This window comes from Pseudoalteromonas sp. CO348, from assembly GCF_004208845.1.
GTDB lineage: Bacteria > Pseudomonadota > Gammaproteobacteria > Enterobacterales > Alteromonadaceae > Pseudoalteromonas > Pseudoalteromonas maricaloris.
Genome location: NZ_SGPI01000039.1, coordinates 227,939 through 250,691 on the forward strand (window position 1 = coordinate 227,939; position 22,753 = coordinate 250,691).

At 42.8% G+C, this 22,753-nt stretch carries 21 protein-coding genes and 1 riboswitch; of the genes, 8 read left to right on the forward strand and 13 right to left on the reverse strand.

The features are described from left to right. Nucleotides 1-2: 2 nt before the first annotated feature. Nucleotides 3-890: an ABC transporter ATP-binding protein gene (locus tag EXT48_RS20870; protein ID WP_130165638.1), complete on the reverse strand. Its 888-nt coding sequence runs from the start codon at nucleotides 888-890 to the stop codon at nucleotides 3-5. Between the two features lie 147 nt (nucleotides 891-1,037). Beyond that, entirely contained in the window at nucleotides 1,038-1,547 is a 510-nt protein-coding gene (locus EXT48_RS20875) for a DUF2141 domain-containing protein (RefSeq protein WP_069021899.1), read from the reverse strand. Between the two features lie 270 nt (nucleotides 1,548-1,817). Here EXT48_RS20875 and EXT48_RS20880 point away from each other — a divergent pair, with 270 nt between their 5' ends. The 3 genes from EXT48_RS20880 (at nucleotide 1,818) to EXT48_RS20890 (ending at nucleotide 7,191) form a co-directional block, all read left to right on the forward strand. Continuing rightward, nucleotides 1,818-2,645 carry a pirin family protein gene (locus EXT48_RS20880; protein WP_130165639.1) on the forward strand — a complete coding sequence of 276 codons (828 nt, stop codon included), beginning with the start codon at nucleotides 1,818-1,820 and terminating at the stop codon, nucleotides 2,643-2,645. A 9-nt stretch (nucleotides 2,646-2,654) separates the two neighbouring features. Next, nucleotides 2,655-3,638: a glutathione S-transferase family protein gene (locus EXT48_RS20885; protein ID WP_130165640.1), complete on the forward strand. Its 984-nt coding sequence runs from the start codon at nucleotides 2,655-2,657 to the stop codon at nucleotides 3,636-3,638. A gap of 154 nt (nucleotides 3,639-3,792) precedes the next feature. After that, nucleotides 3,793-7,191, forward strand: a complete 3,399-nt coding sequence (locus EXT48_RS20890) for an ATP-binding protein (RefSeq protein WP_130165641.1) — start codon at nucleotides 3,793-3,795, stop codon at nucleotides 7,189-7,191. 46 nt (nucleotides 7,192-7,237) lie between these two features. Here EXT48_RS20890 and EXT48_RS20895 read toward each other — a convergent pair whose 3' ends face one another. Then, nucleotides 7,238-7,816: a DJ-1/PfpI family protein gene (locus tag EXT48_RS20895; protein ID WP_239360727.1), complete on the reverse strand. Its 579-nt coding sequence runs from the start codon at nucleotides 7,814-7,816 to the stop codon at nucleotides 7,238-7,240. Between the two features lie 235 nt (nucleotides 7,817-8,051). On the opposite strand from EXT48_RS20895, the gene EXT48_RS20900 reads away from it, so the two are divergent. Further along, a complete protein-coding gene (locus EXT48_RS20900; RefSeq protein WP_130165642.1) occupies nucleotides 8,052-10,217 on the forward strand; it encodes a M3 family metallopeptidase in 2,166 nt (721 codons plus the stop codon). 62 nt (nucleotides 10,218-10,279) lie between these two features. Here the strand turns inward: EXT48_RS20900 and EXT48_RS20905 are convergent, their stop codons facing one another. The 5 genes from EXT48_RS20905 to EXT48_RS20925 all read right to left on the reverse strand — a co-directional run bounded on the left by EXT48_RS20905 (nucleotide 10,280) and on the right by EXT48_RS20925 (nucleotide 14,622). Further along, nucleotides 10,280-10,957: a LiaF domain-containing protein gene (locus EXT48_RS20905; protein WP_130165643.1), complete on the reverse strand. Its 678-nt coding sequence runs from the start codon at nucleotides 10,955-10,957 to the stop codon at nucleotides 10,280-10,282. Nucleotides 10,958-11,405: 448 nt separating this feature from the next. Beyond that, on the reverse strand, nucleotides 11,406-11,969 hold the full coding sequence (locus tag EXT48_RS20910) for a manganese efflux pump MntP family protein (protein WP_039495455.1): 564 nt from the start codon (nucleotides 11,967-11,969) through the stop codon (nucleotides 11,406-11,408). A 36-nt stretch (nucleotides 11,970-12,005) separates the two neighbouring features. Continuing rightward, a riboswitch (yybP-ykoY riboswitch) is annotated at nucleotides 12,006-12,146 on the reverse strand. A gap of 71 nt (nucleotides 12,147-12,217) precedes the next feature. Beyond that, nucleotides 12,218-12,937 carry a nitrilase-related carbon-nitrogen hydrolase gene (locus EXT48_RS20915; protein ID WP_130165644.1) on the reverse strand — a complete coding sequence of 240 codons (720 nt, stop codon included), beginning with the start codon at nucleotides 12,935-12,937 and terminating at the stop codon, nucleotides 12,218-12,220. 7 nt (nucleotides 12,938-12,944) lie between these two features. Then, the gene (locus tag EXT48_RS20920; RefSeq protein WP_130165645.1) at nucleotides 12,945-13,547 is read right to left on the reverse strand and encodes an alpha-ketoglutarate-dependent dioxygenase AlkB; all 603 of its coding nucleotides are present in this window, start codon (nucleotides 13,545-13,547) and stop codon (nucleotides 12,945-12,947) included. Nucleotides 13,548-13,698: 151 nt separating this feature from the next. Then, complete coding sequence (locus EXT48_RS20925; protein ID WP_130165646.1) at nucleotides 13,699-14,622, reverse strand: diguanylate cyclase; 924 nt, start codon at nucleotides 14,620-14,622, stop codon at nucleotides 13,699-13,701. Nucleotides 14,623-14,883: 261 nt separating this feature from the next. Here EXT48_RS20925 and EXT48_RS20930 point away from each other — a divergent pair, with 261 nt between their 5' ends. The 3 genes from EXT48_RS20930 to EXT48_RS20940 are packed head-to-tail and all read left to right on the forward strand — an operon-like array spanning nucleotide 14,884 to nucleotide 18,156. After that, on the forward strand, nucleotides 14,884-15,981 hold the full coding sequence (locus EXT48_RS20930; protein WP_130165647.1) for an ATP-binding protein: 1,098 nt from the start codon (nucleotides 14,884-14,886) through the stop codon (nucleotides 15,979-15,981). A gap of 10 nt (nucleotides 15,982-15,991) precedes the next feature. Continuing rightward, nucleotides 15,992-16,411 (forward strand): response regulator, encoded by a 420-nt coding sequence (locus EXT48_RS20935; RefSeq protein WP_130165648.1) that lies wholly within the window; start codon nucleotides 15,992-15,994, stop codon nucleotides 16,409-16,411. Nucleotides 16,412-16,422: 11 nt separating this feature from the next. After that, complete coding sequence (locus EXT48_RS20940; protein ID WP_130165649.1) at nucleotides 16,423-18,156, forward strand: bifunctional diguanylate cyclase/phosphodiesterase; 1,734 nt, start codon at nucleotides 16,423-16,425, stop codon at nucleotides 18,154-18,156. Between the two features lie 44 nt (nucleotides 18,157-18,200). Here the strand turns inward: EXT48_RS20940 and EXT48_RS20945 are convergent, their stop codons facing one another. Together EXT48_RS20945 and EXT48_RS20950 are read right to left on the reverse strand one after the other, a co-directional pair. After that, nucleotides 18,201-19,661, reverse strand: coding sequence for a dihydrolipoyl dehydrogenase (locus EXT48_RS20945; RefSeq protein WP_130165650.1), 1,461 nt, complete (start codon nucleotides 19,659-19,661; stop codon nucleotides 18,201-18,203). A 289-nt stretch (nucleotides 19,662-19,950) separates the two neighbouring features. After that, nucleotides 19,951-20,679 (reverse strand): glutathione peroxidase, encoded by a 729-nt coding sequence (locus tag EXT48_RS20950; RefSeq protein ID WP_010605622.1) that lies wholly within the window; start codon nucleotides 20,677-20,679, stop codon nucleotides 19,951-19,953. Between the two features lie 186 nt (nucleotides 20,680-20,865). Between EXT48_RS20950 and EXT48_RS20955 the strand changes: the two genes are divergently transcribed. After that, entirely contained in the window at nucleotides 20,866-21,399 is a 534-nt protein-coding gene (locus EXT48_RS20955) for a DinB family protein (RefSeq protein ID WP_130165651.1), read from the forward strand. 50 nt (nucleotides 21,400-21,449) lie between these two features. On the opposite strand, the gene EXT48_RS23755 is transcribed toward EXT48_RS20955, so the two are convergent. The 3 genes from EXT48_RS23755 to EXT48_RS20965 all read right to left on the reverse strand — a co-directional run bounded on the left by EXT48_RS23755 (nucleotide 21,450) and on the right by EXT48_RS20965 (nucleotide 22,720). After that, nucleotides 21,450-21,620: a hypothetical protein gene (locus EXT48_RS23755; RefSeq protein WP_157782789.1), complete on the reverse strand. Its 171-nt coding sequence runs from the start codon at nucleotides 21,618-21,620 to the stop codon at nucleotides 21,450-21,452. 84 nt (nucleotides 21,621-21,704) lie between these two features. After that, nucleotides 21,705-22,382 (reverse strand): GAD-like domain-containing protein, encoded by a 678-nt coding sequence (locus tag EXT48_RS20960; RefSeq protein ID WP_010605624.1) that lies wholly within the window; start codon nucleotides 22,380-22,382, stop codon nucleotides 21,705-21,707. Between the two features lie 86 nt (nucleotides 22,383-22,468). After that, nucleotides 22,469-22,720: a hypothetical protein gene (locus tag EXT48_RS20965; protein WP_130165652.1), complete on the reverse strand. Its 252-nt coding sequence runs from the start codon at nucleotides 22,718-22,720 to the stop codon at nucleotides 22,469-22,471. Nucleotides 22,721-22,753: the final 33 nt, after the last annotated feature.

The following is a 22,753-nucleotide window of genomic DNA, read 5'->3' on the forward strand; positions in this document are numbered from 1 at the left end:
GGCTAAGCGCTCCTAGGATTCATTAGGGATAAATAAGCTTCTTCGAGGCTCATTGGGGCTACATACAAATTGCGGATAGAAAATTTCTCTAATAACTGCTGCAAAATATGGTTTGGCTCGTCCGTCAATATAGTGAACTGATCACCTTTAACATTCAGATCTATCATGGGAAGTGCGTTAACCAGTGCAGCAGCAGACAGGTCGCTGGTGAACTTGATTTGTGAGCGACGATAGGTGTTGGCAAGCTCAGGTATGTCGTTAAGCTTGGTACATTTTCCTTCTTTTAAAACTAACAATTCATCCGCTAATGCTTCCGCCTCGTGAAGATAGTGTGTGGTAAGGAGTACCGTTTTATTTTGTTGTTTTAACGTCCGTACGGCCTGCCACAGTTGCTGTCTTGACTCAACATCCATACCAACACTAGGTTCATCCAAAAAAACAATGTTGGGGTTGCCTGCTAGTGCAATTGCCATAAACAGTCGTTGCTTTTGACCTCCAGATAACGTATCGAAAGTTTGTTCTAAAAATGGTGCTAATTGGCAGAGGGAAATTAGCCGCTCCAATGGAATTGGGGCTTGATGGTAACTTGCAAATAACGCCAGAAACTCCTTCACCTTGGTTTGCAGAGGTAGTCCGCCTAACTGCATCATGGCACCCACGCGCTGGCGACAAAAATCAGACTCAGGCTGATGGCCAAGAACTGAAACTCGTCCTGATGTGGGTCTTAGTCTGCCAAGCATTATATTGATCAGGGTGGTTTTTCCTGCGCCATTTGGACCAAGAATGGAATATACCTTACCCTGTTCAAGCGTAAGGTTTAGGTCTGCTAATATTGGCTTAGTATTGTTGTATGCAAAACTGATATTTGATAACTCAATGGCATTGCTCACGGTCTTCGCTCCTACTGAACTGTACTATTTGCAGTATGCGCTGCTGTAAGATGAAGCGTGAGTGAGGGTTGTCAGAAAATAAAATGACAAATGTCAGAACTTAAAAAGAGAACTCACAGGCATTGCAACACCTGTGAGTATTCAGCATTACAGCCCTGTCATTTTTGATAAATGTGTAGAGAGGGCAAGTTGGATCTTAGTGTCAGGGGCCTTTACTGTAAACAAAGCCTCTTCAAAATCTCCTTTTGAAAAGCTATCGTGAATGTTATTCGACAGCGCATAAGGCTCACTTGGCATGCCGGTAAATGGGAAGATCATCCGATCCATGCCGCCATCACCATCTTCGTCATGGATCACGTGGATCGCATACTGGCCTGCAGGCACGCCTTCAAAAGTGACCGTCGTGGTAGGAGTTTGCGGTGTGACAATCAGCTTGCGAAAAAAGTGAGCGTCTGGATCATTCACATTTTTATCGCTGTGGTAGTCAGCGCTGTTGTCAAATAGCAGTACTAGCATTTGACCATTGGTATTGGTCACATCAGTGATCTCAACCGTAAGATTCGTTGGGGGACCTGCAACCGTATTTACGCTTACCGGACTTGTTGAACTACACGCCGCAAGTAGTGCCAGCGCAAACAATAAACTTAGGGACCTCATCCTTTGCTCCTATTAAGGGTTAAATTGTAGCTCCACAAGCTTGTCAGATAATTGTGTAAATACTGTTAAAAATTGTTAGATGCGAGCAATGTTAAAGACTGTTCTGACCAGTATGACCGCGCGCTGTAATAGATGGGAATAATCATTCGATGTAATAGAACGAAATAGCCAAATTTGACTAATTTTATTCTCGCGCAGGTTTGGTAGGCTAACCATTGAATTATGGCGCTGAACTTATTACCCCAAGTTCAGGTTAACCCGAGAGCTATTATGAAAATTATCCGAACTAACAAAGCACAGGCAACACAAGATGGTGCTGGCGTAAATATTAACCGCATCGCTGGATTTGACGGCAAGAGTTTAGATCCTTATCTCATGATTGATGAATTGAAATCAGATAATCGCAGTGACTTTATGGCTGGCTTCCCACCGCACCCACACCGAGGCATTGAAACCTTTACCTATATTCGCAAAGGCGGCTTTGAGCATAGAGATCAAATGGGTAATGTTAAAGCCATTCGCAGCGGTGATGTGCAGTGGATGAGCACCGGGCGTGGTGTGGTGCATTCAGAAATGCCGCTAAGTGACGCACAAGGCATGCATGGCTTTCAAATTTGGTTAAATATGCCGGCAGAAGACAAAATGCGAGCGCCTAGATATCAAGATACAACTGAGCAGCCTGCACCACAAAAAGCGATAGCAAAAGCTGGTCATTTCAAAGCACTGGCGGGCACATGGCAAGTGGAGGGCGAAGTACTTACATCATCATTACAGTCTCTTGCTGGGGAGGGAGCACTTGCCGATGTGACCTTAACTGCGGGTAGTCAATTACACCTTGAACTGGTTCAGTTTGGCAAGGTGATGATCTACATTCATTCGGGCAGATTTGAAAACTATGGGGAGCAAACGCTGCTTGAGCTTGACCCAAGCCAAAACCTTGATCTCCTCGCGACGGATGATGTTGGCTTTTTGATCCTCGCAGGGCAGCCGATTAATGAAAAAATAGCGCATATGGGACCATTTGTGATGAATACCCAAGAGGAGCTTCAGCAAGCGGTAAAAGATTATCAACAAGGACGCTTCGGCGATATTGTATAGGAGGTTTACATGGGATTATTAATTGACGGTCAATGGCACGATAAGTGGTATGACACAAAAAGTAGCCAAGGCAAGTTTGAGCGTGAGTCTGCAAAACTAAGAAATTGGGTAACAGCAGACGGCAGTGCGGGGCCAACGGGTAAAGCAGGCTTTAAAGCTGAGTCCGGACGCTACCATTTGTATGTTTCCCTTGCGTGTCCTTGGGCTCATAGAACGCTCATTTTCCGACAGCTTAAACATTTAGAGGCGCATATTGATGTATCCATTGTTGACCCTGATATGTTAGACCAAGGTTGGTGCTTTACCAGTCAGCGGCCAGAAGTCGGTGATAGCCTGTATCAGCTCAGTTTTATGCATCAGCTGTATACGAAAAACGACCCAAATTATTCGGGTCGAGTCACGGTGCCAGTCCTTTGGGATAAACAAACGGAGCAGATCGTGAGCAACGAATCGAGTGAAATCATTCGTATGTTTAATCGTGCTTTTAATCAGATAACGGGAAACGACACCGATTATTACCCAGAGGCGTTACAGCATGAAATCGATGAAATAAACGAATTTGTTTATCACAATATCAACAATGGCGTATATAAGGCCGGATTTGCGACAACCCAAGATGCTTATCACAATGCGGTAAGCGCGTTATTTAACGCGCTAGATAAGCTCGAAGCAAGACTCGCTGCGCAACGTTATCTTGTGAAAGGACAATTAACGGAAGCCGACTGGAGACTATTTACGACTCTCATCCGTTTCGACAGCGTGTACCATGGTCACTTCAAGTGCAACATTAAGCAAATCGAAGATTACCCCAATATTTCTGCGTATGTGCGTGACTTATATCAACATCAAGGTATTGCAGATACGGTTGATTTTTACCACATTAAAAGGCACTACTACTTTAGCCATACGATGATCAATCCAACCCAGGTAGTACCAGAAGGGCCAAGCATTGATTATCACCGTTTTCATAACCGTAAAGGCATCACGTTGTAAATAACCTCCGTGTGCAGGGTAAGTAATCTTTGTCTTTGTTTCTATTTGGACTAGATTTAATAATGCGTTTGCTTGTAGCTGCCCTTTGTGCTTAAGTGCAAACGCATTTTAGGTCTTTATGCCTAACAGTTAGGCCACTGTCCAAGGAGAAAATGTGTCTTCTTCCAATATTGCTAAGGGCGCTATTGTACTGCTGCTCGCCGTGATGGTGAGTGCCATCTTATATTTTGAAAACAGTATCCATCGTGACCTGAACGAGGGCTTTTATCAGCGCTTGGAGCAGGTACATTCGGCACAAAACAATATTTACTTGGGAGAGATCGACGATAACCGCCGGTTTCTTTATTTTCTGCTAGATACCCCGCCAATTCAGGGTATCGCCAGAGCGGAAAAAAACGATGGTATCGACCCTCAAGAAAACACGCCGCTTGATGTTTGGCGGGCACGACTAAGTACGATTTTTAGGTCAATGTTATATTCGTATGATGGCCTTAACCAAATCCGCCTACTTGACGCCCATACAGGCGTTGAGATGGTTAGGGTTGAACGGCAGCTAGGGCAGGTCATCGCTGTACCCGATAGCAAACTACAGGATAAGAGCGAAAGTGATTACTTTATCCAAGCACTGCAACTGCCAGAGCGCACTATCTATTCCACAACAATCAACTTAAATCGCGAGCACGGACAAGTCGTCACACCTTTTCAACCAACCAAACGTTTTACTTTACCGACTTACGATATAGATAACGACTTATTTGGTATATTGGTAATTAATACCAATGCTGAAAAGATGATAGATAGGATTGTCTCTCAAGCGCCAAGTATGCAAAAAGTGATGCTATTAGGTGCAGATGACTCATTTATTTATCACCCTGAATTTTCGCTACGATACAGCAAAGATATAAACCCCGAAATCAACTTTCAAACATTATATCGCGTGACGCCATGGTCCAATAAAATCCAACTGGTGGAAGAAAAATCAACGGGAGAGCAGTTTCTTGCGCTCATTAGCAAGGTTGAAGGGGCTAACTTTAACAACTTAGAAGTTAAGCTCGTTAATCTTATCCCTTTTGCTGTTTATCAGCAAAGCCTCAATGAAAAACGATTAACCACCTATGTTTTACTCGCTATTGCCTGCGGTGTATTCGCTCTAGTCTTTTTTGCGTTTTGGCAATATACGAGCAGTTTACGTGCGCTCGATTCAACGCGAGCAGAGTTTAAGGCGATTTTAGATGGTGCATCAGATGGTGTGCTTGGCTTTGATAGCAACTTAAAGCTCACCAGCTTTAACGAGTCGGCACAGCGCTTCTTTAAGCCGCTGAATGACAGTCGTTTAGGTAACAACCCACAGTTTTTGCCAGAGGCTGTGCATCAGTTTTTATTTCACTATGCCAATATGGTTTTACAGGGCGAAGTGGTGGAGTCTAAGTCATTACAACTAGACTTGAACGCCCATGAAAACATCTGGCTTTCGCTTAGCTTGTCTCCAATCTACGCAGGAAATGGACGCATTCAGGGGGTTGCACTATTTGTTGAAGACATCACTGTGAAAAAAGAAGCGGAAGCACAGTTAGTTGGTGCAAATGAACGACTGGAGCAAGAGGTGAAGGAGCGTACCAAAGAGCTGGTGGACGCTCGGGATAAAGCAGCGAAAGCGTCAGAAGTGAAAAGTGCATTTATTTCCACTATCAGCCATGAAATGAGGACGCCTCTCAATGGGATTTTAGGATCACTAAACTTGGTGAGAAAAGAGCCCGTTACTAAGCACCAACATAAGTACCTAGAAATGATGGAAACGAGCTCGACTACGCTTTTGTCGTTAATTAATGATGTACTGGACCTGTCGAAGATAGAAGCGGGTAAGCTGGATATCGATAATGAACCATTCAACCCGCTCTCTGTCATTGAGCATGTCGCGCTATCTATGTCGGCGAAAGCCAAAGAACAGGATATCACTTATATTTTGGACCAAACTGGTTTAGCGCATATTGAACTGTGCGGTGATGCGGCGCGCGTTAAACAAATAATTTATAACCTCCTCAGTAACGCAATTAAATTTACTAAAAAAGGTCATGTGAAATTGACCGTTACCACCGAACAGTTAGACGACACGGTATGGCTTAAAGTCACTGTGGAAGACACTGGAGTTGGAATTGAAAAAGCTAATCAAAACAAGCTATTTCAATCGTTTAGTCAAGAATCTGCTAATACCTCGAACGAGTTTGGAGGCACAGGCCTTGGACTCTCTATTTGTAAGCAGTTAGTCGAAAAGATGCTCGGCCATATTCACTTTGAGAGTGAAAAGTTTAAAGGCAGCAAGTTTTGGTTTGAATTACCGTTTTCTAGTGCGCAAACTAAACCCACCAACGTGCCTGAAGTATTGGCCGGTAAAACAGTCTCTGTGTTCAGTGAAACCAAATTGGAGTCAGAGACTGTTGCTAAGCTTATCGCTAAATGCGGTGGTAAGTACCTTGAGAAAGAGATGCAGAGTGATATATGCATCATTACCAATGAGCAAGATTATATTCAAGTGAAATCAGCTCAAAATCATTTTGAGAAACTTATTTTAGTGGGGGATGAACTTCAGAATATTAACGATGCTGATAACATAGTGCATATCTCTTCACCTCTTCGGGTTGGAGAATTTGTCGCGCTATTTGACTTAAATAAGGCAATTCGATTACAGCCTAGCTTGAAGAAGTCAGGTGAGACAGTCGCGTTAAGTGGTAACTTGGTCGCGGGCTGTCACTTCTTGGTGGTAGACGATAATCAAATCAACCGGATTGTGGCAAAAGGTATTTTGGAAGGACAAGGAGCTAAGGTGAGCTTTGCCGTTGATGGTCAAGATGCTGTGAACAAGCTACTGTTATTTGAGCATCAAGAGGTTGATTTTGATGCTATCTTTATGGACTGTAATATGCCAGGAATGGATGGGTATCAGGCCACAAGAGCGATCCGTCAAGGTCAAGGTGGTGATAAGTATAAAGATGCGATCATTATTGCGATGACTGCCAGCGCCCTTGCGGGTGAAAAAGAACGTTGTCTCAATGCAGGAATGGATGAGTTTGTGACTAAACCTGTGGTCGTCGAACAGTTATTTGACGTGCTAGATGCGCTAGGTGTGCATGCTAAGGATGATGATTCTGTGCTTATTCACCCGTTTGAAAGCATGGCAGAAGAGCAAATAAGCCTGCCGATAAACGAAGCTGACGTGCTCGAGCGCCTCTCTGGGGACGAAGAATTACTTAAAAAGGTGTACACCTTATTCTTGAACGACTCTGAAAATCAAATGCAACAGCTTAGATTGAGTATCAAAAATAGTAATTGCGATGCATCGGCAAAATACAGCCATGCACTTAAAGGTCAAGCTGGTGATTTAGCCGCAGAAGCACTCTTTGATCTGCTTGATAAAATAGAGACTTATGCGCGTGAACACCAAGCTGGGCAGTGTAAATCACACTTGGAACAAGCGCAAAGTGAATACGATAAAGTCGTCGTATTTGCTAAAAAACGCGTGAGTGAGCTAGAGTTCGTAGATATCAACAGTGGCTAAAGTGAGTAAGGCCTTGGTTGAATAATGGTGAGGTTATTCACCATTATTAACTTCTAGGCCAGTCATAATCCATTTGGGTTGCGGTTTTTCTTGCAACAGATTGCCCAAAGCGTTTTTTCACCAGCTCTAAACTCATATCTATACCTGCCGAAATACCCGCTGAGCTAGTAAAATTCTGATCCATCATAAATCTTACGTCCTCAACGACTTCTAAAGAGGGATATTGCTCTCTCAAATCGTCGATATCCTGCCAGTGGGTGGTGACTCGCTTGCCATCAATAAGGCCTGCTTCGGCATATAAAAACACACCTGTACAAACAGATGCGCACTGAGAGGTATGATTCGCTGTTTCTGCAAGCCAATTAAGTACGTTGTGATCTCCGCAAATTTGGTGATGAAGTCCGCCGACTACGATGAGCAAATCAAACTTTGGATGCGAATAGATACTGTAATGGGGGTTTACACTCATACCGCCACGCGAGGTAACAGGAACATGACTTGGTGCGACAAGGCTGACGTTAATCGGCGTTTCGATAAATCGCTTTGCGGTGTTGAATACCTCAAACGGGCCACAAAAATCTAAACACTCCGCACCGTCATAGATAAAAATACCAACTTCCATCATTTTTTCTCACAGATCAGTTTTTTACTAACTTGGCTGATTTTAGTTAAATTTTCAAGATAAATTGTAACAACCCATGAAAAAACTCTACTCACTGTCGTTTTAGTGTCTTTAAGCTACTATGAACTCAAGCTTTTCTGCTCCATCGCAGAGAACCTTGTTTCTCCCGCAAAGCGATTGCACTTTTAGAGACGATCCGTAATATCTTACCCACGATAACAACAAGCGATGAAACAAAATGTTCAAACCTTCCATCACATTATTAAGTGCAGCCGTATGTTTAGCCCTTGCGGGTTGTGCGGGCACTGCAGACCAAAGCCAAGAGCCAGTAAAATCACTGCAAAGTAAGCAATATGATAACGTGCTTTTACAGGAGTTTTCAGGTCCTTATCAAGGCGTTCCTCATTTTGACAAAATGAAGCTTGAAGATTTAGAAGCCGCGCTTGAAATTGGTATGGCTGATAATTTGAAAGAAATTGAAGCAATAGCCAATAATCCAGCTAAGCCAACTTTTGAGAACACCATTGTTGCACTAGAAAGAGCGGGTGCCGCTTTGGATCGCGTTTTTACCTACTATGGTCTTTGGAGTGCAAACATTTCAAGCCCAGAGTTTAGAGAAATCCAATCGCGAGTTGTGCCTAAGTTTTCAGAGTTCAGCTCTAAAATTACCCAAAACCAAGCGCTTTTTGAACGCGTAAAAGCAGTATATGAAGGCGCTGAATATAAAAAGTTAACTGCTGAAGAGCAGCGTATCACTTGGATGCGTTATAACGGCTTTGCTCGCAATGGTGCGACGCTAAAAGGTGAAGACGCTAAGCGTTACGCAGACATCAATCTTGAGCTATCAAAGCTACATACTAAGTTTGCAAATAACGTCCTTGCAGATGAAGAAAACTACGTGGTTTACCTCACTAAAGCGCAGTTGTCAGGTTTGCCCGAGTCGTTTGTTGCATCGGCAGCGGCTGCTGCAAAAGCACGCGGCAAGGCGGATATGTATGCGATTACAAACTCTCGCTCTTCAATGGATCCATTTTTAACCTACTCAACAGAGCGTGAGTTACGCGAGAAAGTATGGAACAACTACTATAACCGCGGCAACAACGGTGGTGAGTACGACAACAAAGCGATTATCTCTGACATCTTAACGCTTAGACATGAGCGCGTTAACTTACTGGGTTACGATAATTACGCGCAGTGGCGTCTTGAAGACCGCATGGCGAAAAAGCCTGAAAACGCGATGGCGCTGATGAAAAAAGTGTGGCCAGCAGCAATTGCCCGCGTGAAAGAAGAAGTTGCTGACATGCAAGCGATCGCCGACAAAGAAGGCGCCGATATCACCATCAAGCCATGGGATTACCGTTTCTACGCCGAGAAGGTTCGCCAAGCTAAATATCAATTGGATTCAAACGAAGTTAAAGCTTATTTACAGCTAGACAATCTGCGCGAAGCAATGTTCTATGTTGCAGGCCGTTTGTTTAACTTTGAGTTCACCGAAGTGCCTAAGGGCTCAGTACCAGTGTTCCACCCTGACGTTCGTGTATGGGAAGTAACAGACAAAACCACCGGTGATAATATCGGCCTTTGGTATTTAGACCCGTTCGCACGTAAAGGTAAACGCTCTGGTGCGTGGGCCATATCATATCGTAGCCATACAACATTTGATGGTAAAACAAATGTGCTTAGCTCAAACAACTCCAACTTTGTGAAAGCACCTGAAGGTGAAGCGACCTTAATTTCTTGGTCAGATGCAGAAACCTATTTCCATGAGTTTGGTCACGCGCTGCATGCGCTTTCATCAAACGTGAAGTACCCAAGTTCAAACTCTGGTGTGCGCGACTACACTGAGTTCCAATCTCAGCTATTGGAGCGTTGGTTGGCAACGGACGAAGTGATCAATCGTTACTTGGTTCACTATAAAACAGGCAAACCTATGCCTAAAGCGCTAATCGAGAAAATCAAGAAGTCAGCAACCTTTAACCAAGGTTTCGCGACGACTGAATACCTTGGATCGGCTATCATGGATATGCTTTTCCATACCACAGATCCTGACAAGATTGGCGATCCTGTTGCATTCGAAAAGTCTCAGTTAGGTGCGCTTGGCATGCCGGACGAGGTAGTGATGCGTCATCGTACAACTCACTTTGGTCACGTATTCTCAGGTGAAGGTTATTCTGCGGGTTACTACGGTTACCTGTGGGCTGAGGTATTAACTTCTGATGCAGCAGAAGCGTTTGCTGAAGCGCCAGGTGGCTTCTACGACAAAGACGTTGCACAGCGTTTAGTGGATTACCTATTCTCAGTTCGCAACTCAATGGATCCAGCAGAAGCGTATCGCAAGTTTAGAGGCCGTGACGCTGAAGTTGAGGCGCTAATGCGTGATAGAGGCTTTCCGGTAGAGAAGTAAAAAGTTTACTCTGCTATTTGGATAATAAAAAACCCCTGAACCAAGGGGTTTTTTATTAAGCTTTAGCTTTTGGATTTCGTGCCGTCACCAAATAGGGATTTAAGGCCGTCGGCAAATTGCTTTATTTGCGCTTTCATCGAGCGCTTTACACTAACTTCAATGCTACCCAAAATCATTCTGCCGTGAATATAAATTCGTGGACGCTGTTTCACCTGCCCTGCAGATGCAAGCGTATTTCTTGTGTTTTCTACTGAACCCATAATATTACGAATATCGGTGACGACATCGACCGTGTCTGGTACAAAAATTTCGTCACTGCCTAAAATGCAATCTATATAAATATGTACTTCAGGGTGACTAAAAATTGCGTTGCTAAAATCTAGTTCCAAGCTGCCAAGGTAGTTTTTTAGGTGGATCTCTTTAGGTACGACCCACTCGCCACTGCGATGGTTGGAACTAAGTATAGAGGTAATGCTTATTGCCTCAGCACCATCTACGCTTGAGGTAAATTTTGGACCCAAACGAGCGGCTTTTTCGCTGTGATATCTTGCATCCGACTTGAGCGGTAAATCAGCACTAAGTGCTGCAATTTGTTCTTGTTCGTTCAGAGCGTATGCTTTATCCAATCGTCTCTCGAATGCATCAGCCGAAAGCTCACCGTGGCTGTAATTTAGAATTAACTGGTCAATCACCTCTTCCCTGACGGATTCGAGAGGTCTATCTTTTAATGGTACAGACATATGGTTGGTTCCGTTCTCTTGATTTGTGGTTAGAGTAGCAACAACCAAGCCAACATTAAATCATTTATAAAACAATTGGTTAGTATTTTTTAATATCAACTTACTCTATTTATTTACTAATATTTAGTTGTACAAAATAGTATTTGGTCAAAATTACCACTATTAGATTGCAGGTAACGCAGTAGCGCAGGTGTAGTTTGATATTGTCAGTCACTTTGCTATGGTAGTAGGTGTTCGCAAAACAACCAAAGGAGATTAGTTATGGCGAAGAAAAGCGATGTTAAAGCGCTTAAAAAAGAGCTGAAAGCGCGTAAAGCAAAGATTGAAAAGCATGAAGCGAAAATCAAAAAGCTGAAAAAAGCGATTAAAAAGGCTTAAAAGCCATTAGCCCTAAGGTAAAGGGATAAGTAAGCGAGCGGTAAATATACCGCTCTTTCTGCGAGTCAGATTAAATCGAAAGATGGCTATATAGCAACCAAGTTCCCACACAGATTAAGGTCACCCCTCCAAAGGTTTCAGCTCGACTACCAAGAAACTTTCCAGCCGAATGCCCAATCATCACCCCAATTGTTACCATCATGGTGGTGGCAAGGCCAATGAGCGCAGCGGCGAGCCATATATTCACATCAACAAATGCGAGACTGACACCGACAGCCATCGCATCAATGCTAGTGCCAAACGCTGTGATAATGGTTTTTAACCAAGGCTGCTTTGCGTGTTGAGTTGGTGCATCATCGTCACCCTTAAGGCTCTCATAAATCATATGAGCGCCAAGTCCTAACAATAAGATAAACGCAATCCAATGATCCCAAGCCTCGACATAGCCAGCTGCAGATTGTCCTATTAACCAGCCAATCAGCGGTGTACTGGCTTCAATAATCCCAAAAATAAGGCCGATTTTTATGGCTTCGGTAAGCCGAGGTGATTTTAGGCTGGCGCCTTTACCGATTGCCGCGGCAAACGCATCGGTAGACATGGCGTATGCTAACAGTAGCAGGGTGACGAAATTCATTTACATTGCTCCGGTCGGGCGATTTGAGTCCACGATACATCCACACGCCCGACCACAGGCATGGATATATCGATGGTCTCGCCAACCGAGAGGTGTCCGCACCATGGCATGTGGCCAATTATGTTGATACGGACTCTTCCGAGCATTGGAAGCAGGCTACTCCCCAACGAGTTGCGATAATATCAAGAATTGCAGTGGATGCAAAACCAAAATTGAGCAGCTTCTGACGGTGATAATTCTCGTTACCTTTATGACGGGGTCAAGAAGTCTATTTCGGTTGTGATAAGCTGCTCTCTTGCATCGCCGAGTATAAGTACCTCGCCATTAGGGCTCACAAGAAGGCTTTGGCCGATAAATTGAATTCCCGTGCCATTGCTGTGGTCCATTCCTAGGCGATTGGCTGACATAATATGGACTTTATACTTCTTGGCTTGTTTTATGATTGTATCAAGGCTGTCTTCGCCACAATAATTTGAAGGGTTCACAATGAGCTGTACGCCCTGCTCGGTGAGTTGCATCAGCCCCTCTTCAAACCAGATGTCGTAACATAATAAAATACCCACTTTAATACCCATTACTTCGTGCACTTTGAATGCATTACCTGATTGAAAAAAGCGCTTATCGGGCGGTGCTAAAAAAACCTTGCGATGTACGCCAACAATCCCTTCTGGACCCACTATAGCCGCACTATTAAAGTGCTCACAGCCTGCCTTTTCAATGATGCCTGCGATGATAGTACCGTGTTGCTGTTGTGCGATAGATTGAAGCAGGCTGATAGTTGTGCTCTCGGATAACTCCTCTGCCATTTCCTCCATATGAGTGTGGCAAAGAAAGAGGCTACCTGAAGTACATAATTCGGGTAAGACGATGAGATCAAAGTCAGCCTTTGATAAGGTTTTTTCTATGATTGTCCGGTTGCATTGAGGGTCGCCATAGTTGACTGCAAATTGATAAAACCCCACTTTCATCGTTCACCTACGTAATATTGGGCCAAGTAAACTGCCTAAAGGTCAGATTGAATCTAGCACCAACCTCTTTAGGTGCGGGGGGGATGGCATGTTGGAATTGTGTTTGAAAGCCATTCCCCATAATAAATAATGAACCATCTTCTAGCTGCTGTTCAAATTGTTCATCGGGTTTTGCTTGATGACGAACTTGAAACAAGCGCTCGGCACCTAAGCTCAAAGAAGCGATAACATTAGTTGGCCCAAATGCGGACAGATCACTGTGAAAGTCCATATACTCTTCACCATCTGGATAAAAAATACAGACACAGACGCTAAATTCGATACCTATTTGAGTCTGTAATCGCTGCTGTATCAATGCAATCAAATCAGGCCAAGTTTGGCGTCTACCATGATAGCTAGGAAATACCGCTGGATCTTCGAGCCTTGGCTCTACAAACATCATTTTCCAGGGCCTAATCTCTGTATTTTCACCGTTAGGCAAGGTGATGATTTCAGGCTGAGATAAATCACAGTGCTTGATTAACCACTGATACAGTGAATGGCTTTCTGCCTTGGTAAGAAACGCTGGAATATACTCTGCCTCGGCGTTATCGATAAGTGGAAGTTTCATGACTAATTCCTTGTTGTTGCTATTTTTCTTTAACAAAAAGAACTGCACTAAAGCAATACACTAAAGCCGCTCCCTTTTCCTACTTCAGAGATTGCGCCGATCTGCCCTTTGTGGCGATGAGAATTCAAGAAAGTATGTTAACGAATAGCTACTAGCTTGCCGCTCCAAACACTCGATTTTTACCATTCTTTTTAGCTTCATATAGCGCGTTATCTGCTCTTTCTACTAACTCTTCAACAGTTTGATTGATATTATCCTCACTAAGTGAAGCGACACCAGCACTAACCGATACAGCTTTTAGTGGTGAAAGTTTATGTTCAATAGCGGTTTCGAAGAAGGTTTGTACCACTCTTTGCGCAATCTCTAAAGCGAAAGAGTAGGGGGTGTTTGGCAGTAAGATGGCAAACTCTTCACCGCCGTATCTGTACAGAGCATCCATAGGTCGACGAATATGATTTTTGGCGGTGTTAGCAAAAACCTTCAAGACATCATCACCCATTAAATGACCATATTCGTCGTTATAGAGCTTAAAATAATCAACATCCAACATTACGACACTAAGCGGACTAATAGAGCGCTTTGCACCACGATAGTGGCGCTCTAAGTCAGTATCAAATAACCTGCGATTAAACGCTTCTGTAAGTCCGTCAACGTATGAATATTCCCTAAGTTGATCGGCTTGCTTTTTATACTTTAGGTGGGTAAGTACGCGATTAAATAGCGTTCGCGCTACAATTGGTTTGCTGATGAAATCGACAGCACCTGCATCCCAGCACATTTCTTGCTGATTTTCTTTAATGTTGGATGTCACAAATATGACAGGAATTCGGGCGGTTATTGGATCTTTTTGAAGCTCTGTACAGGCCTCTATACCCGTTATCCCTTCTAGCATCCAGTCCATTAGGATTAAATCTGGCAATGCAAGTTTTACATATTCCAAGGCCTTCTCAGCACTTTCAAAAGCGACGACTTTGCATATGTCTTCTAAACATGCGCATAGCACCTTTTGAGTGAGTGGCGAGTCTTCTACGACTACTATAGTACAGTTATTTAGTTCTACTACGTCTTCAAACATGCTATTGCCTTTATTCCTGTTGCAGGCTTAGATTGTGTGCTATGTCTTTATGTTTAAAAAGTCAAAATGCACTTATGTTGCTATTAACAGGATTAATATTAGGTAAGTATCGCACTGTAAATAAAACATCTTGCACGAATAATAGTGTAGACATTTTTGTGCTGAAGCACACTTGTTATTTAACATTTCCATTACTTTTATCTTGAATAATATCGCTTTCCTACTATAGATCTTGTTACCTGTTCCCAATGTAAATTCCTAATGACAGACTCAACCTCACTTGAGAAAGCAGACAGATTTGTTGGTGATGATTCTCTTTCCGATTTAATTTTTGACAATATTCCGGACTACGCCTTTATCAAAGATGATCAGCTTAGGATCGTAAAAGCGAACGATGCTTTTCGCTCCATGTATCCAGAAGAAGCCAGAGAGAAAATTATTGGCTACACCACACTTGACTATTATCAACCAGAAGAAATAGAAGAGTTCATTAAAGATGATAAAAAAGCCTTGGAAACAGGGTATGCAGAGTGTTTGGAGATTATCAATTTCCCAGATGGTGGCGTAAGAACATTATTTACTCGCAAAAAGCGATTCTATGATGCCAAAGGCGCGACGTTTATTTTAGGGCTTTCCAGTGACGTGACCGAAAGGGAGCATCTTGTCGCTCAGTTAAAGCGCTCCAATGAAGCCTTAGACGAATTTGCTTATATTGCCTCTCACGATTTAAAAGCGCCACTCAATGCGATTTCCAAGTTGGTAACTTGGATTGATGAAGACTACGGCGATGAGTTACCCGAAGGCGCTAAGGAGAATTTTGATTTAATTCAGCAACGTGTGTCAAGAATGAGTAAATTGCTCCATGATTTATTGATTTACTCGCGGGTAAATCGAAAGCATAGTGAAAATGAAACGTTTGAATTCCGCGAGTTTACAAAAGAGATATATGACTCGATTGATATTGAGGCGAAGCTGAAATTGGAATGTACTTCTTTAATTGTCACTTTACCAAAAACAGCACTTGAAGTAGTTACCCGCAATTTAATTAGCAACTCGCTTAAACACCACGACTGTGAAAATGGCTCACTAATAATCCACGTTAAAGAAAGCGCTAAAGAGTATGAAATGCATTTTATTGACGATGGACCGGGGATCCCACCTGAGTATAGAGAGAAAGTATTTGAAATGTTCCAAACGCTTAAACCTAGAGATCAACAAGAAGGTAGTGGTATGGGTTTGGCAATAATTAAAAAAGTGCTCAATTTCTATGGTGGCTCGGTCGACATTGTGGATAGTAATGTTGGCACTGAGTTTGTGATCAAGTGGCCAAAAGTTGATACCAGAGTTAACCCTAATTAGGATTCATTTTATGCAAAATAATGATATTACAGTGCTGGTCGTCGAGGATGATGACATTGACTATATGACAGTAAAGCGCAGTTTTGCAAAGCGCAAGATAATGAACCCTATGGTTCGGGCAATTGATGGCGTTGAAGCGTTAGAATTCTTACAAACTAAAAAAATAGATTATCCATTTATTGTTCTATTAGATTTAAAAATGCCTCGCATGGGTGGGCTTGAGTTTTTAGGTAAGTTGAGGGATGACCCAGAGTTAAAAGATACCGTTGTGTTCGTACTCACAACTTCGAAAGATGAAGATGATATTCATCATAGTTATGAAAAAAACGTAGCAGGATATTTTTTAAAAGAAGAAGCAAGTAACTCAATGATGAGCCTTGTTGATATGTTGGATGGATATTGGCGAATTGTACAGTTTCCAACTAAGTAATGAGGTTGTAAATGAATATATTGCTCGTTGATGATGATGTAGTTGACCGAAAGATGATCCGCCGTTCCTTAGTGAAAGGCGGGATTGAACATCAATTGACAGAAGTTAGTACAGTAGAAGAAGGAATCTTTGCGCTAGAAGAGCTTTGCTTCGACCTATTACTACTGGATTACAATATGCCGTCCAAAAATGGTTTGGACTTACTTATTGAACTTAAGCGTATTAACCATATTAAAGATTTAACCATAGTCATGATCAGCAATTCGCATTCTGAAGAGTTGGTTTTGAAATGTCTAGATTTGGGCGTACAGGACTTTCTACTCAAAGAAGAAGTCACCGCATCGCTTTTGAGCCGTTCTATTATCCAAGCAAGGAAACGCTTTGAGCTAGAAAGTCAACTGCATAAAAGCTACCTGCAAGTAAAGCAGATGGCTGAACGCGACTCATTGACGGGGTTGTATAATCGTTACTATTTTGAAGAAACCTGCCAGCGGTTGATGCAAGCCGATAAAAAGCGCTATAAGTGTGCTGGGATCCTTGTCGTTGATATCGTCGATTTTAAAAAGATAAATGACCGCTTTGGCCATGAAATCGCTGATCAACTTTTACTTGAACTAGGAGCAAGCTTCAAGAGGCACACCAAGCAAGAGGATATTGTCAGTCGTTTTGGTGGAGACGAGTTTGCTTGTTTGATGGTGTCTTGTGACAACCCGCTTCAAATTAAAATAGAAGCTGAAAAGCTTATCCGGTTACTAAGCCGAAGCTATTCAATCTATGAGTTGGACATCTACTGCCAAGTAAGAATGGGAATTTCTCTTTACCCACTCAATGGTAATAATGCTGATGACTTAATACGTTTTGCTGATATTGCACTATTTAGGGCTAAATCCTCGCAAAGTGCGATAGCGTGTATTTTTGAAGATAATATGCAGACTGAGTTCCAAATGAAGTATAACGTGGAGCAAGACTTAAGAGGAGCGATAGAGAGGCAAGAGTTAGAGTTAGCGTTTCAGCCGATTGTAGATATTCAGCAGGCCAAAGTCGTGTCTCTCGAAGCGTTGATCCGATGGCCTACTGCAAAATACACAAGTAGTCCTCAAGAGTTCATTACAATCGCTGAAGAGTCAAAGCTCATAGAACCGTTGGGGAAGTGGATTATTGAGCACGCGATCACTACATTGAAACTGATACAGACAAAGTGCGGATATCCTATTCGTTTAGCGATAAACCTGTCGCCATTACAGCTCGGAGACATTTCTCTACCAGCATATATCAATGATTGTCTAAAACGAGTCGATATTGACGGTACTTTATTTACCTTTGAGCTAACAGAAACTGCGCTTTTGGATGAAAGTGAACGGGTAATATCAAGCCTAAGCCGCATTAAAGAGCTTGGCTGCAAGATTGCGCTAGATGATTTTGGAACGGGCTATTCTTCAATATCACATTTGCTCAATTATCCAATTGATATTGTTAAAGTGGATAAATCGCTTACCGACAGAATTGAGGTAGACGATAGAGGGAAAAGGATATTTAAGGGTTTGATTGATATGCTTAAGAGCCTGCAGTTGAGCATTGTTGTCGAAGGTGTTGAGAACTATCAGCAGTATTATGTGTGCAAAGAAGCACGAGTAGATAAAATTCAGGGGTATTACTTTTCGAGCCCTGTTTCCGAAAAGTCCGTAGTGAAAACGATAAAAGCGGTAAATAGAGAGCTCGCCAGAGAATTTAAAGCAACGCAGTAAAAAGATAAAGCCAGCAGTTACGGCCGGCTCCAGCAATGTTTGTATTAAGCACCAGGACCACATTCCAAGCAGTGCTTGATAATATCCGGGCCAAACTTCAAGTTTGCATTTAGATTTCGCAGTGCCGTTCTTAGGCCTTCTTCTATCACTGGGTGGTAGAAAGGCATGTCGAGCATTTGTGGCACGGTCATCTTGTTTTGTAGCGCCCAAGCAAGTAAATGCGCCATATGCTCAGCAGCTGGGCCGACAAATTCGGCACCTAAGAATAATCCGGTGCCTTGCTCAGCGTAGACTCGCATATGGCCTTTGTTTTTTAACATCACGCGGCTGCGGCCTTGGTTTTCAAAGCTTACCTCTCCGATGGCAAAGCAGCCACAATTGCCATATTGCTTTTCCAGCTCTTTATAACTTGCTCCAACCATGGCAATTTGTGGGTCGCTAAATACCGCCGCAAGCTTTGCACGGCGCAGTCCCACTCTCACATCAGGGAAGCGACCGGCATTTTCACCTGCAATCGTGCCTTGATCTGCGGCTTCATGTAGAAGCGGGATCTGGTTGCTGGCATCACCTGCAATAAAAATCGGGGCGTTACCAGAGCCATCAAGACATTGCATGGTATGTGGGTCGGCTAGCGGTACGCCTCGGTCATCAAGTTCAAGCGTGGTATTTTCTAGCCCAAGGTTATCAACATTGGGCACACGGCCTGTTGCTGCCAACACATAGTCAAACTGCTCGGTTTGTGGTTTCCCTTGTTTGTCAATGTAGGTAAGCTCGGCTTTGTCACCAACCTGTTTCATATCTGATACTTTGGCATCTGTGTCGAGGTAAAATTCATCACTGAACACCGTGGTGGCATAGTCTTTGACGATTGGATCGGTTAGTGGTCCAAGGCCACCGCCGACACCAAATACTTTGACCTTTACGCCAAGTCGGTGTAGCGCTTGACCTAGTTCTAAGCCAATCACGCCGGGGCCAAATACGGCCACTGAGTCAGGCAAGTCATCCCAGTCAAAAACGTTATCGTTAATGACTAAGCGGTCGCCAAAATTATTAAATGCACCGGGGTAGCTAGGTCTAGAACCTGTTGCGATTACAAAGCGTTTGGCTGTGATCTGGGTGTGGTCGTCCAACTGTACCGTATGGCTGTTGATAAATTTTGCACTGCCGCGTAGTTTATCCTGCAGAGGCAATTCGTCGACAGCTTCGACGACAAAGCCAACGAAGCGATCTCGCTCACGTTTGACTCTCGCCATAACCGCTTTACCGTCAATTTCAGCAGGTTTTACATTAATACCAAATTTAGGTGCGACTTCAATTTGATGTGCGGCTTCAGCTGCGGCAATCAGTAACTTGCTCGGCATGCAACCAACCCGTGCGCACGTTGTGCCGTATACGCCAGACTCAATCATCAGTACTTCTGAGGTATATTTTTTGGCATTTCTATAGGCGCTGAGACCTGCTGTTCCCGCACCAATCACGACTACGTCGGTGTTTATCTTTTTCATTTTTTGCTCCGAAATCAGAAAGTGTGATACCAATTTACTTAATTAAGAGGTCTATTTGAGGCGAGAAAATCTTGTCGATAACCAGGCAAAAATTTTGCTATTTAGTTGTTCTAAATGAGAAATTTTTAACGCAGTTAGCGTCAGATTTGCTCCTTCAAATTGAGCAAGTATTAAGACAAATTGGTATACTCCCCCATGACAGTCAGTTATTAGCCATCGTGTTGTGTTGAGGGGGAACATTTTGACTTGGTGAGCAAGTTCACCAAGTCATGTTGTGGGGGATGAGTGATTAAGCGAAATATTCAGCTAAATCGTCTGAACCACCGATGTGTTTACCGCCGATAAATACTTGCGGCACGGTTTCGCGACCAGACAGTGCTTTAAGGCTGGTTAGCGATGCCTGTTGACCAAGTACCAGCTCTTCATATGCCAGTCCTTTTTCTTTTAGCAAGGCTTTGGCTTTTTCACAGAATGGACAGCCAATCTTGCTAATAACGGTAACCGGCTCTGGTTTGATTTGGCGCGGGTTAATGTACTCCAGCATAGTATCTGCGTCTGATACTTCAAACGGGTCGCCAGGCTTTTCTGGTTCGATAAACATCTTGTCAATCACACCATCTTTTACCAGCATTGAATAACGCCAGCTGCGTTTGCCAAAACCTAAATCGTTTTTATCAACTAACATGCCCATACCGTCAGTGAATTCGCCGTTACCGTCAGGTAGTAGTGTAATATTCTGCGCTTCTTGGTACTGTGCCCATGCGTTCATTACAAACGTATCATTAACGGATAAACACACGATTTCGTCGACACCATTTTGTTTAAATACGCTAGCAAGCTCGTTATAGCGAGGTAAGTGCGTAGACGAACAAGTTGGTGTAAAAGCACCAGGCAAAGAAAATACAACTACAGTTTTACCTTTAAAAATTTCATCGGTGGTGACGTGCTTCCACTCTTCATTTTCTCTAATTGGGAATGTAACCTGTGGTACGCGTTGACCTTCAATATTCTTTAACATTTTGCTTTCCTTCTTAAGTTGATGTAGCCATTATGCCGTGCGCATTTTGATTTGTATAATTGATAGTTAAGATTAAAGTGTTCAATAAAATTGATTGTTTTCGACTTCAACTATTTGTATTTTTTAACCTAGCCAATGCCGCTAAGTTGAGATTAGTCAATTTTTACAAGAGCAGGGAATATTTAGATGAAAGCAAACTTTGAATTAATGGCGGATTACAATCGCTGGATGAACGAAAGGTTATATGAAGCTGTTTCGGGATTGAGCGCCACGGAATTACACCAAGATCGAGGGGCTTTTTTTGGTTCCATCATGGGATCGTTAAACCATATTCTTGTTGCCGATATTATTTGGCTTAAGCGCTATACAGAGCATAGCCATCATGTTGAAGCACTGAATGCTGTAGCAACAATGCCTCTGCCGACAAAGCTTGATGCGATGCTGTATGAAGATTTTGCAGCGTTGAGACAGGCAAGGGCGGAAATGGATAAGGTGATTATTGAGTTTGCGAATGAAGTCACTGAGGAGGCGCTTGCAGCCGATTTACACTACAAAAACACACAAGGTAAAACCTTTTCTCGCAAGTTTGGTTTTTTAGTGCATCATTTATTTAATCATCAGACGCACCATAGAGGGCAAATAACGACATTACTCAGCCAGATTGGTATTGATATGGGAGAAACCGATCTATTAGCTCGGATCCCCACATCATTTGGTTAGTGGTCTAGCTTTACCGCTTCAGTTATGTCTAGTGTTTTGTGCTAGTGGCATCACCCTCTTATAAAGACTAAACCAATTCCGGTGATGGTGAAGTTGTTGTCTGCCTTGAGTGTTATATCACTTTGGATAACACTGCGATGGCTGCGACCCGCCTTAAGGGTCAAATCTTGTTTGGCGCTGACGTCAATTTGATTAGCGGTGAGTTCAAAGTTAATCATCATCGCATTTTCAATTAATAAGTAAGTGTTTTTAGTGGTAAGGAGTTAAGTAGTTTTTATTTGCTACTTTAATAACAGGAGCATTTATTATGAATAAGCCTTAGCTATAAGCCCTTGTTGGTCTAGTATTTCTTTCTGACCAAATGATGCTAATACACTTAGATGGGCGAAAATATTTACTTTACTGACATTGTCAATGGTAGGCTGCCCACCAAGAAAAAAAGCGGGTTCAAAAGCATACATTTCGTTATATTTTAATTGAGATAATCGAAGTTTACATTTCTCAAAAAGTAAGCCTCCACTCGTATCATCTATATCCAGTGATGTTGGTCTTTTTGCACTAAAGAAAAACTGTATGGCATCGTTTTCTTCTCCAACTGCTATGTCTTCGGCATTACCTTCTTTCTCTATAATCCAACCGTGAGATGGGTCGATTAGATATTTATGTCCAAATTTCTCTCCCCATAAGAATAGCTCTCCAAAAGCACTGCGAGCAATTACATAATATGTGTCTTGCTCGATGATACCTATATCTCCAAGCCATGCATCTAAGGTATCTTCAAAATCATCGGGATTAGTTAACCAAAAAAGTCCTTCCCCGAAACCAGAAAATCCGTATTCACTCCAATATTCTAATAATCTAGTAGGTAGTTTACCTTCAAACTTTTTTATTATTTCTGCTGGGGCTTGATGTTTTTCAGTAGGCTCTTCAAATTTTTCAAGAAACCACTCGAAATCTTCATCTATTTCAAATTGTTTAGTCATTATTTTAACCTCCTTACTTACACCGTTCTAATTCTACATTCATTTGGGTGGTAAGGCCCATTGCTCTCAACGCAACCCTTGCTGCCTCACCTATACCGGAAACTCTCCATAAACTGAAACGTTTTACCTATGGCTTGCATGCCTTCGATAGCGGCGTCAGGGAGTAGTAGGTCGTAGTGCCAACTGGTGGACATGTCATCGAGTGAATCGCGCAGGTCTTTGACGATGTTTTTAACTTCCGTGGCGGATTGTTTTCCTAGGTCTTGCCAGTTGATGCCTCTTAGGTATTTAACTGGGTCGCCTTTACCGACTTTTCTTTGGGTAAAAAGCCGCAGCACGGCAAGCGCAGCGGAGAGTGATTCTCCGGTATT

Excerpts from the sequence above, each read along its gene's own strand:
- EXT48_RS20935 (WP_130165648.1), top strand. The coding sequence starts at position 15,992 with ATGCAAAATAATGATATTACAGTGCTGGTCGTCGAGGATGATGACATT.
- EXT48_RS20925 (WP_130165646.1), bottom strand. The coding sequence starts at position 14,622 with ATGTTTGAAGACGTAGTAGAACTAAATAACTGTACTATAGTAGTCGTA.
- EXT48_RS20895 (WP_239360727.1), bottom strand. The coding sequence starts at position 7,816 with ATGATGGAAGTTGGTATTTTTATCTATGACGGTGCGGAGTGTTTAGAT.
- EXT48_RS20940 (WP_130165649.1), top strand. The coding sequence starts at position 16,423 with ATGAATATATTGCTCGTTGATGATGATGTAGTTGACCGAAAGATGATC.
- EXT48_RS20885 (WP_130165640.1), top strand. The coding sequence starts at position 2,655 with ATGGGATTATTAATTGACGGTCAATGGCACGATAAGTGGTATGACACA.
- EXT48_RS20900 (WP_130165642.1), top strand. The coding sequence starts at position 8,052 with ATGTTCAAACCTTCCATCACATTATTAAGTGCAGCCGTATGTTTAGCC.
- EXT48_RS20955 (WP_130165651.1), top strand. The coding sequence starts at position 20,866 with ATGAAAGCAAACTTTGAATTAATGGCGGATTACAATCGCTGGATGAAC.
- EXT48_RS20880 (WP_130165639.1), top strand. The coding sequence starts at position 1,818 with ATGAAAATTATCCGAACTAACAAAGCACAGGCAACACAAGATGGTGCT.
- EXT48_RS20930 (WP_130165647.1), top strand. The coding sequence starts at position 14,884 with ATGACAGACTCAACCTCACTTGAGAAAGCAGACAGATTTGTTGGTGAT.
- EXT48_RS23755 (WP_157782789.1), bottom strand. The coding sequence starts at position 21,620 with ATGATGATTAACTTTGAACTCACCGCTAATCAAATTGACGTCAGCGCC.
- EXT48_RS20915 (WP_130165644.1), bottom strand. The coding sequence starts at position 12,937 with ATGAAAGTGGGGTTTTATCAATTTGCAGTCAACTATGGCGACCCTCAA.
- EXT48_RS20905 (WP_130165643.1), bottom strand. The coding sequence starts at position 10,957 with ATGTCTGTACCATTAAAAGATAGACCTCTCGAATCCGTCAGGGAAGAG.
- EXT48_RS20875 (WP_069021899.1), bottom strand. The coding sequence starts at position 1,547 with ATGAGGTCCCTAAGTTTATTGTTTGCGCTGGCACTACTTGCGGCGTGT.
- EXT48_RS20960 (WP_010605624.1), bottom strand. The coding sequence starts at position 22,382 with ATGACTAAACAATTTGAAATAGATGAAGATTTCGAGTGGTTTCTTGAA.
- EXT48_RS20910 (WP_039495455.1), bottom strand. The coding sequence starts at position 11,969 with ATGAATTTCGTCACCCTGCTACTGTTAGCATACGCCATGTCTACCGAT.
- EXT48_RS20950 (WP_010605622.1), bottom strand. The coding sequence starts at position 20,679 with ATGTTAAAGAATATTGAAGGTCAACGCGTACCACAGGTTACATTCCCA.
- EXT48_RS20945 (WP_130165650.1), bottom strand. The coding sequence starts at position 19,661 with ATGAAAAAGATAAACACCGACGTAGTCGTGATTGGTGCGGGAACAGCA.
- EXT48_RS20920 (WP_130165645.1), bottom strand. The coding sequence starts at position 13,547 with ATGAAACTTCCACTTATCGATAACGCCGAGGCAGAGTATATTCCAGCG.